This window comes from Nocardia sp. CC201C (assembly GCF_030010695.1).
GTDB lineage: Bacteria > Actinomycetota > Actinomycetes > Mycobacteriales > Mycobacteriaceae > Nocardia > Nocardia otitidiscaviarum.
Genome location: NZ_JASCXP010000375.1, coordinates 1 through 7436, shown reverse-complemented (window position 1 = coordinate 7436; position 7436 = coordinate 1). Strand labels below are relative to the sequence as shown.

At 71.4% G+C, this 7436-nt stretch carries 10 protein-coding genes; 3 read left to right on the top strand and 7 right to left on the bottom strand.

Features of this window, described 5'->3' with window-relative positions:
• The coding region (locus QK444_RS28890) for an aldehyde dehydrogenase family protein (protein WP_282785289.1) at positions 1-334 on the top strand (334 nt) is incomplete at its 5' end.
• On the opposite strand, the gene QK444_RS28885 is transcribed toward QK444_RS28890, so the two are convergent.
• The 3 genes from QK444_RS28885 to QK444_RS28875 form a co-directional block, all read right to left on the bottom strand.
• Positions 310-1116, bottom strand: a complete 807-nt coding sequence (locus QK444_RS28885) for a ThuA domain-containing protein (protein WP_282785288.1) — start codon at positions 1114-1116, stop codon at positions 310-312. The two genes, QK444_RS28890 and QK444_RS28885, sit on opposite strands and share 25 nt — an antisense overlap.
• A 9-nt stretch (positions 1117-1125) precedes the next feature.
• Positions 1126-1887, bottom strand: coding sequence for an SDR family oxidoreductase (locus QK444_RS28880; RefSeq protein ID WP_282785287.1), 762 nt, complete (start codon positions 1885-1887; stop codon positions 1126-1128).
• 262 nt (positions 1888-2149) lie between these two features.
• On the bottom strand, positions 2150-2752 hold the full coding sequence (locus QK444_RS28875; protein ID WP_282785286.1) for a TetR/AcrR family transcriptional regulator: 603 nt from the start codon (positions 2750-2752) through the stop codon (positions 2150-2152).
• A 292-nt stretch (positions 2753-3044) separates the two neighbouring features.
• Between QK444_RS28875 and QK444_RS28870 the strand changes: the two genes are divergently transcribed.
• Positions 3045-3716 carry a TetR/AcrR family transcriptional regulator gene (locus QK444_RS28870; protein ID WP_282785285.1) on the top strand — a complete coding sequence of 224 codons (672 nt, stop codon included), beginning with the start codon at positions 3045-3047 and terminating at the stop codon, positions 3714-3716.
• Here QK444_RS28870 and QK444_RS28865 read toward each other — a convergent pair.
• From QK444_RS28865 to QK444_RS28850, 4 genes are read right to left on the bottom strand one after another with little or no spacing between them, the layout of a single operon-like run.
• The gene (locus tag QK444_RS28865) at positions 3707-4018 is read right to left on the bottom strand and encodes a Dabb family protein (protein WP_051037368.1); all 312 of its coding nucleotides are present in this window, start codon (positions 4016-4018) and stop codon (positions 3707-3709) included. The two genes, QK444_RS28870 and QK444_RS28865, sit on opposite strands and share 10 nt — an antisense overlap.
• On the bottom strand, positions 4015-4599 hold the full coding sequence (locus QK444_RS28860; protein WP_282785284.1) for a hypothetical protein: 585 nt from the start codon (positions 4597-4599) through the stop codon (positions 4015-4017). The genes QK444_RS28865 and QK444_RS28860 overlap by 4 nt, the downstream gene beginning before the upstream one ends.
• A 20-nt stretch (positions 4600-4619) precedes the next feature.
• Positions 4620-5195 (bottom strand): neocarzinostatin apoprotein domain-containing protein, encoded by a 576-nt coding sequence (locus QK444_RS28855; protein ID WP_282785283.1) that lies wholly within the window; start codon positions 5193-5195, stop codon positions 4620-4622.
• Positions 5192-6418, bottom strand: a complete 1227-nt coding sequence (locus QK444_RS28850) for a hypothetical protein (RefSeq protein WP_282785282.1) — start codon at positions 6416-6418, stop codon at positions 5192-5194. Before QK444_RS28850 ends, QK444_RS28855 begins: the two co-directional genes overlap by 4 nt.
• A gap of 339 nt (positions 6419-6757) precedes the next feature.
• Here QK444_RS28850 and QK444_RS28845 point away from each other — a divergent pair.
• Positions 6758-7436, top strand: a 679-nt coding sequence (locus QK444_RS28845; protein WP_282785281.1) for a carbon-nitrogen hydrolase family protein, incomplete at its 3' end; no start/stop codon positions are given.

Genomic DNA, 7436 nt, shown 5'->3' with positions numbered 1-7436 from the left:
CCCCCCCCCCCCCCCCGCGGGGGGGGGGGGCCCCCCCCCCCCCCCCCCCGGGGGGGGCCCCCCCGCCTCGGTCTGGTCGGCCGACGAGGACCGCGCCCTCGCGGTGGCCGCCCGGCTCGAGGCGGGCTTCACCTTCGTCAACACCCACAACCGCACCGGCATGTCGCTGCGCGCGCCGTTCGGCGGTGTCAAACGCAGCGGCTTCGGTCGTGAGTACGCCGAGGAGGGCCTGCGAGAGTACGTGCAGAGCACCGTGATCCACGCCCCGGCCGCATTCCGCCCCGGCGGCGCGGGCATGCCCGCGCGCGCCTACCCGGACGCGGCGTCGCGGTAGCCGTCCACATCCGCCCGCATCCGACCGGTCACCGCCCAGTGCACGCAGCGGCGCAGGATGGTCCGGAACGCCGCGGACTCCCAGCTGCCCCGGTCGGTGCGCCCCAGATCCGCGATGCCGAGATCGCGCAGATCGTAGCGGCCACGGCAGTGGCCGAGGGTGAGATAGCAGACCATACCGGCCCCGTGGTCCTTCAGATACAGCACCGGGCGGATCTCGTCGGTGCGGGTGTGCCCCTCCGCGAAACCCGGGCAGTCGCCGACGAATCGGGTGTGGGCGAGCACGCGCAGCGGCGGATGCAGTTCGCTGATGTACAGCTCGTCGGTCACCTCGAACGCCCCGACCCCCCGCAGCAGCGGATGTTCGGGTTCGGTCGGCACCACCCGGTAGGGCGCGATATCCGGATGGCCGAGGAACTGGCTGCCGAGGACCTCCGCGAGCTCGCCGAAGTCGCGGGGCGTGGCGAACAGGGCGTCGGCCTCCGGCCCCAGGGGTTCGATGGCGGCATTGGTGCCGTGCAGCGCCAGCCAGCGCCCGCCCCGGGAGACGAAGTCCGCCAACCGTTTCCGCTGCCGCTCGGTGGGCACGGTGGCGCAGGTGTAGGTGACGAGCAGGTCGGCGGTGTCCAGGGCGTCGCGGCAGTCGTAGTCCTCGAATACCCGGGTGCGGACCAGTTCGTAGGCGCCGAGTTCGCGCAGCAACCGCAGCCGGGCGTAGTCAAAGTCGTGCCAGCGTCCACCGCACACCAGCACCGCCTCGATCCGGCCGGTGGGTCCGGACATCACGCCGCCTCAGAAATCGAATCGATTGGTGAAGCCGCCGTCCACCACCAGGTTGACCCCGGTGATGTGCCGTGCCGCCGGGGAGGCGAGGAAGGTGACCGTACGGGCCACGTCCTCGGGACCGGCCAGCCGCCCCAGGGCGGTGGCGGCCACCGCGCCGTCGTAGAGCGCGGGCAGCTGATTCTTGATGTAGTCCCACGCCCCGCCGTCGAAGTACACCGGCCCGGGCGAGACGGCATTGACCCGAATGCCCTTGGGACCCAGTGCCCGTGCCTGTGCACCGACGTGCTGGACCATGGCGGCCTTGAGCGCGCCGAAGCTGTTGGCGGTCGGCAGCACCCCGGCTTCCAGTGCGGAGGTGCTGGCGATGGCGACCACGGCCGCAGCCTCGCTGCGCTCGAGGTGCGGTGCGGCCGCCTCCAGCAGGCGCACCAGGCTCATCAGATCGGTGCGGAAGTTGTTCTCCCACGCCTCGGGCCCCTCTCCCACCGAGGCGGAGGCATTGACCACCACGATGTCCAGACCGCCCAGCGCGCCCGCGACGGCCTCGACCAGCTCGGTGATGGCGTCCGGGTCCGAGACGTCCGCCGCCCGGTGGAATACCGTGCCCTGCTCCCCCAGTTGTGCCGCGGCGGCGGCGAGCGCGTCCGCGTCGCGGGCGCAAACGCCCACCGCCGCACCTTCGGCGAGCAGGGACCGTGCGGTGGTGAGGCCGATGCCGCGGCTCGCGCCCGTGATGAGGGCGCGCTTGCCTTTGAGATCCAGTTCCATGGGAGTGTTCCTTCCGGTCGGCGGATGCTGTCACGCCGGAATGCGCTGTGTGGGAGCGGCTCTCGGCACGCTGCCGGTTTCAGTGAAACACAAACTAGAGTCCATCTATAGAAACTTCGCCGAATTCGCGGCCGAAAGTCCGCCGGGCACACCAACAGTCGCCGGGGGGCGCTGAACGCCCGACAGACACAGCAGGACTCGATACCCGCACAGCGGATTTCCGATGCGCACGCCCGAACTAGTCGGCACGGCACCGCGCGGATCACAGCGCGCCGATATCCTCCGCGATCGCACGCACCTCCGCGCCGAAGCGCCGGCGGCCCAGATTGGCCAGCACGGCGTCCTCGGTGAGCCACGCGACGGCCGCCACCTCGAGCAGGCTCGACAGCGCGGTCGCCGCCGCGCCGCGGCGCGCCGGTGACGACTTCCCGTGCCGCCGAGCCAATTCGGCCGCGAACACGATCACGACCTCGGCATGGTGCGCGCCACGCAACGCTTCGACGGCCGAGTTCCAGCCGGGTGAGCGAACGAAGTAGACCAGCGCGGCATCGCGTCGGTGCGAGCACCAGTGCAGCATCGCGTCCAGGACATCGCCGATCGGCACGTCCGGGCTCCGGTCGAACTCATCGCGCAGCCGGCTCGTCAGCGCCCGCGCGAACCGACGCACGGCGGCCAACAGCACCTCGTCCTTGGACCGGTAGTGGTAGTACACCGCGGCCGGGGTCATACCCGCCGCGGTGGCGATCTCGGCCACGGTCACCTGCTCGATCGGCCGTGCCGCGCACAGTGCCACAGCGGCATCCAGTACCGCGTCCTGCCGAGACGGACGGTGGGGCGCGCGACGCGCGCCGGGTCGATCTGCCATCGCACGATGATGACAGGCGCGACACCATGCGAGCACCGCGCCATCGCCATACGAGCACAGTGCCATCGCGCCGAACCAGTGGCTCTGCCATCGCACAGCAGTGCTCGGCAAACGCGCCGAACCAGTGCTCTGCGATTGCTACGAGCACTCGGCCATCACCACACAAACGGTCTGGCGTCGCTGCGCGAAACGCTGTGCCCTCGTCGCGCGAAACGCTGTGCCTCGCCGTAGCGGCGCTTGTGCCATCCTGAGCGCACCCACCGTCGGCGCACAGTGAACCGGAGCAGCGAGGATGACCGATCGCCCCCTCGAGGATGTCCGCCCGCCCGCGCATCGGCCGTCACGCCGCCACCTCGTCGTCGCGGCAGCGGTCCGGGTGTTCGCACGTAAAGGCTTCGCCGACACCGCGATTCAGGACATCGCCGACGAGGCCGGGATGGGGTCGGCGGCGGTCTACTACCACTTCACCGGTAAGGAGGAGCTGTTCGACGCCGCCCTCCGCCAGGCCATGGACGCCAGTTCCGCCGCGGCCGAGGCGGCATGGCCGCAGGACGCACCGGCCGACGAGCGCACCCTGGACCGGATCGTCACCGCCGTCTGGGACTGGACTGTCCGCGACCCCGACGCCTTCCGCCTGCTCTCCGGTCAGTCGCACGGCGGTGCGACGCCCGGATCACGCACGCTGGCAGCGGAGTACGCGGCCCGCCACGAACGGCGCGCCCACGACTACTTCGGGGCCGACCCGGTACCCGCCACCCCGCGCGCCGCCGCGGCGGTCCGCGCGCTGCGGGCGCTGCGCATCCGCACCATGATCATGACCACCATCGCCGTGCATCCCCTTCGCCTCGACGACGGCCCCCTGGCGGGAATACCCGACGGGGACCTGCGGACCGCGCTCATCGAGGTGTGCCACCGCATGGTGAAGGGGCGCGAGCCAGGACCCGCCGCCCCCGCTCAGGAGTGATAGTCCACCACCGCCCGCGCCGCCAGGCGCGGCACTAGCCAGGCCGCCACCTCGCGGTGCGCCGGATGCCCCTGGTAGGCCAAGAGTTCCGCGCCGGAGTCGTGGGTTGTCACCAGGCACAGGTCATAGGAGACATCGGTGCCGAGCTCGTCCAGCTCGACCGTCAGCGACCGCACGTGCGGCACCTCGCCCGCCAGGCCGCGCAGCAGCTCCGCCGCGCGCTCGCTGTCGGCGCGATCGGCGAACTTCATGAGCACCACGTGGGTGAGCGCCCCGTCGGTGCTGATCGCGTCGGCGGTCATCGGCTGCCGCGGCGACGCATCACCAGCAGTCCGGCGGCCAAGGCCGCGAGTATTACGCCACCGGCCACGATGGCGACGATCATGCCGGTATCACTGTCCTCCTCGGCCGCTTCGGCCGTGTCGGCGTCGGCCATCGGCGCGGGTGGTGGTGTGGTCTCCGGCGTGCCGAAGGTGAGCGGGACGGACGCCAGGATCTTGGACGGGTCCGTCAGACTGGTGACCGCGACGGTGCAGGCTCCGGGGGCGGCGGTGCAGTCGGTGCCGCCGACGGCCTCGACCAGCGCCAGCTCTCGGCCGCCGGTCGGCTGCCAGACGCCCTGTTCGTCGGCGCGGCCCATGAGCGAGCCGCTGAGCTGGCAGTCGGTCGGCAGCGTGATCTGCGGTTTGCACTGTCCCACGGCCACCGTGGGGAGATTCGGCGGCAGGCCCGCCAGATTCACCGTGATCATCTGTCCGGGTGCGACTCCGGAACTCTCGCTCACCTCCAGCGTCGGCGCGGCGGACGCGGCCGGACTGCCGACGAGCAGTGCCAGGGTGGCGGCGGCCGCCGGTACGGCGGTGCGCAGGACGGTGGACTTCATATTCTCTCCTCGGGGGATCGTCACAAGCGCCGACGCTCGGCGAGCGCGGCGAGAGCTACGGCGGACAACAGGGCGGCGGTGATCCACCACAGCGCCATCGACGGACCGGCGGTCTCGGAGTCGACCCGGGTGGCCGACGTGGTGGTCGTGGGGGTGACAGGTGGCCGGGAACCGGCGAAATCGACCGGGATCTGCGCGGAATTCGCGTCGATCACCGATTGCGGTTCGGTGCCGGGCAGCGGCGCGGCGGCGATCACGCACTGCCGCTGCGTGCAGTCGATATCGCCGAAACGCGCTCGCGCGGTGAGGGTTACGGTCGGAATGGTGCCGTCGGCGGTGATATTGACGAAGGTCGCCCCGCCTTCCAGGTCGCAGTCCCGCAGCCCGTTGGCGAAGCCCTGCGTGCACAGCCCCACCGCGACGGCGGCCAGGCCGGGCCGGAAGCCGCTGCCGTCCACCGTGATCCGCTGCCCCTCGGTGAGACCCGAACTCGCGCTCACCGACAGCACGGGCGGGTCCTCCGGTGCCGCGTACGCGGGTGCGGTGACGGCCAGCGCCGCCAGCGTGATGGAACAGACCGCGGCCGCGCGGATCATGACAGCCCTCCTTCGAGCACCGGGTGGGCGGCGCTGGTACGCGCCGGTCGAGGACGCGCCGAGCGCGCGTACAGCGCGGCGGCGATCAGGACGGGCAGAGCGAGCGCGGTGAGCGCCGTACCCGTGCCGAAGCTCGCGTCGAGCAGTGTCACCGCACCCAGCCCCAGTACCCCGGCCGCCAGGACGACGAGCAGGGTGAGCACCGGGAGCCACGGGTGTTCCGACACGGTCGCGGCCGTGCGGTCCAGACCGCGCGCCGCCCGCGCGGCGGCGGCCAGCGTGACCGCGATGCCGATCGCCGCACCGGCGGTGCCCGGCGCGGTGGCCACCAGGACCGGACCACCCGCGGCGAGGATCAGCAGCACCGGTACGGCGCCGACGTGCGGGCCGGGCAGTGCCACCGCGATACCCGCGGGCACCGCGGCCAGCAGCAGCAACCCCACCTGGTCCGCCCCGAACGCTTCCCAGCGGAAGAGCAGCAGGTGCAGTGCGGGCAGTACGGTGCCGCCCAGCACGAATACGGCTGTGGCATACCCGAACAGGAGCAAGCGGATCGAGACGGACGCCCCCGCGCCCGTTCCGACACCCGCACCTACGCCGGCGCTGGCACGGCCGCCGGAACCTCCGTCGGAACCGCCACCGCCACCGCCACCGGCATCGGCATCGGCATCGGCATCGGCACTGATCGGAACCGGTTCTTCCGCAGCATGTGTCACTCCCAGCGCCAGCACGCTGTGCAGTCCGACGGCGATGCCCGCGACGATCAGCGCGGTGCCGGGCGTCTCGATCCAGATGGCACTCGTACCCGCCGCGACCGCCACACCCACCGTCATCGCCACCTGCCATCCGGCCAGGGCGCGCGACTGTCGCCAGACCATGATGCGTCCGAGCGCGATGAGCGGGCCGCAGGCCGCGCTCGCGACCAGCAGCGCCGCGACGAAAGGCACGGGCCCGGTGACCATCCCGGCGACGATGAACGCCAGCCCGGCCACGATCCCCGCCCCCGCCGCCCAGGACGGCGGCAGCCGCCGCCACACCGCCACCGCCGCCGCCACCGAACCGGTGACCAGCGCGGTGATCGCGATATAGCCGACCGCCGCGCTGGGGACGCCGACCACCCCGCCGAACGGTTTGCTCAGCAGCACCAGTTGCCCGCCCGCCACCGGACCAGCCCAGACACCGGCGAGCACCAGGGCGGCGAGCCCGAGTCGATCGGAACGCATATCACCCCTCCGACCTGCGTCGCGGACCAGCGGTGCCGGGCGCGGCGGACGGAAACGTGGATCGGTGCGATTCGCAGGTCGTCATCCTTACCTCCTGCGAGCGTTTCTCTGAAGGAAACGCAGTTTCGGAATTGCCATATTGAACCCGCACCTCCACCGGGTGTCAAGGCGAAACGAACCCGGCCGCAAGGGAAACAGCCGATCGCGCCACCGCCGATTACCACGGCGTGAAATCCGTGAACGCCGCTGGACAGATCCGGGCACCGGGTACAGAATCAGAACTATGGAAACAGCGTTTCGATGAAGGAAACGCGATCCGGAGCGGAAGGGCCTCACCCTATGACCCGAGTCGCGGCCGCGCAGTTCGCGGTCGGAACCGATGTCGCGGACAACCTCGCCACCTGCGTCCGCATGATCGACACCGCCGCCGATACGGGCGCGGAACTGGTGGTCCTCCCCGAGTTCTGTAACCACCTATCCTGGTACGATGACCGCGCCCATGCGCACCGAATGGCGTGCCGGCTCGGAGATTCCTTTCTCACCACCATCGCCGACCGCGCCGCCCACCACGGCGTATTCGTCAAGATCGGCGTCACGCTGGCGCACCCCGACGGCCGGACCACCGGAGCCTCGCTGCTCTTCGGCCCCGCGGGCGAGCTGCTCGGCCGCGCCGACAAGCAGATCCTCATGGGTGCCGAGAACGACTATCTCGAGGTGGGCCGGGAGGATGCGCCGGTCATCGAGACGGCGCTCGGCCGCCTCGGCATGTACGCCTGCATGGAGGGCGTCGTCAACGAGGTCACCCGGTCGCTGGCGGTACGCGGCGCGCAGGTGCTGGCCAACAGCCTCAACTCCTTCGCCGTCGACGAGGCGGCACTGCATATTCCGGTGCGCGCCGCCGAGAACAAGGTGTGGGTGATCGCCGCCAACAAGGTCGGCCCGCTGCTGCCGGTGGACCGGCTGCCCGAGATCGCCGCCCGGCTCGGCGTACCGCCGGATCGACTCGACGGGGCCGGGG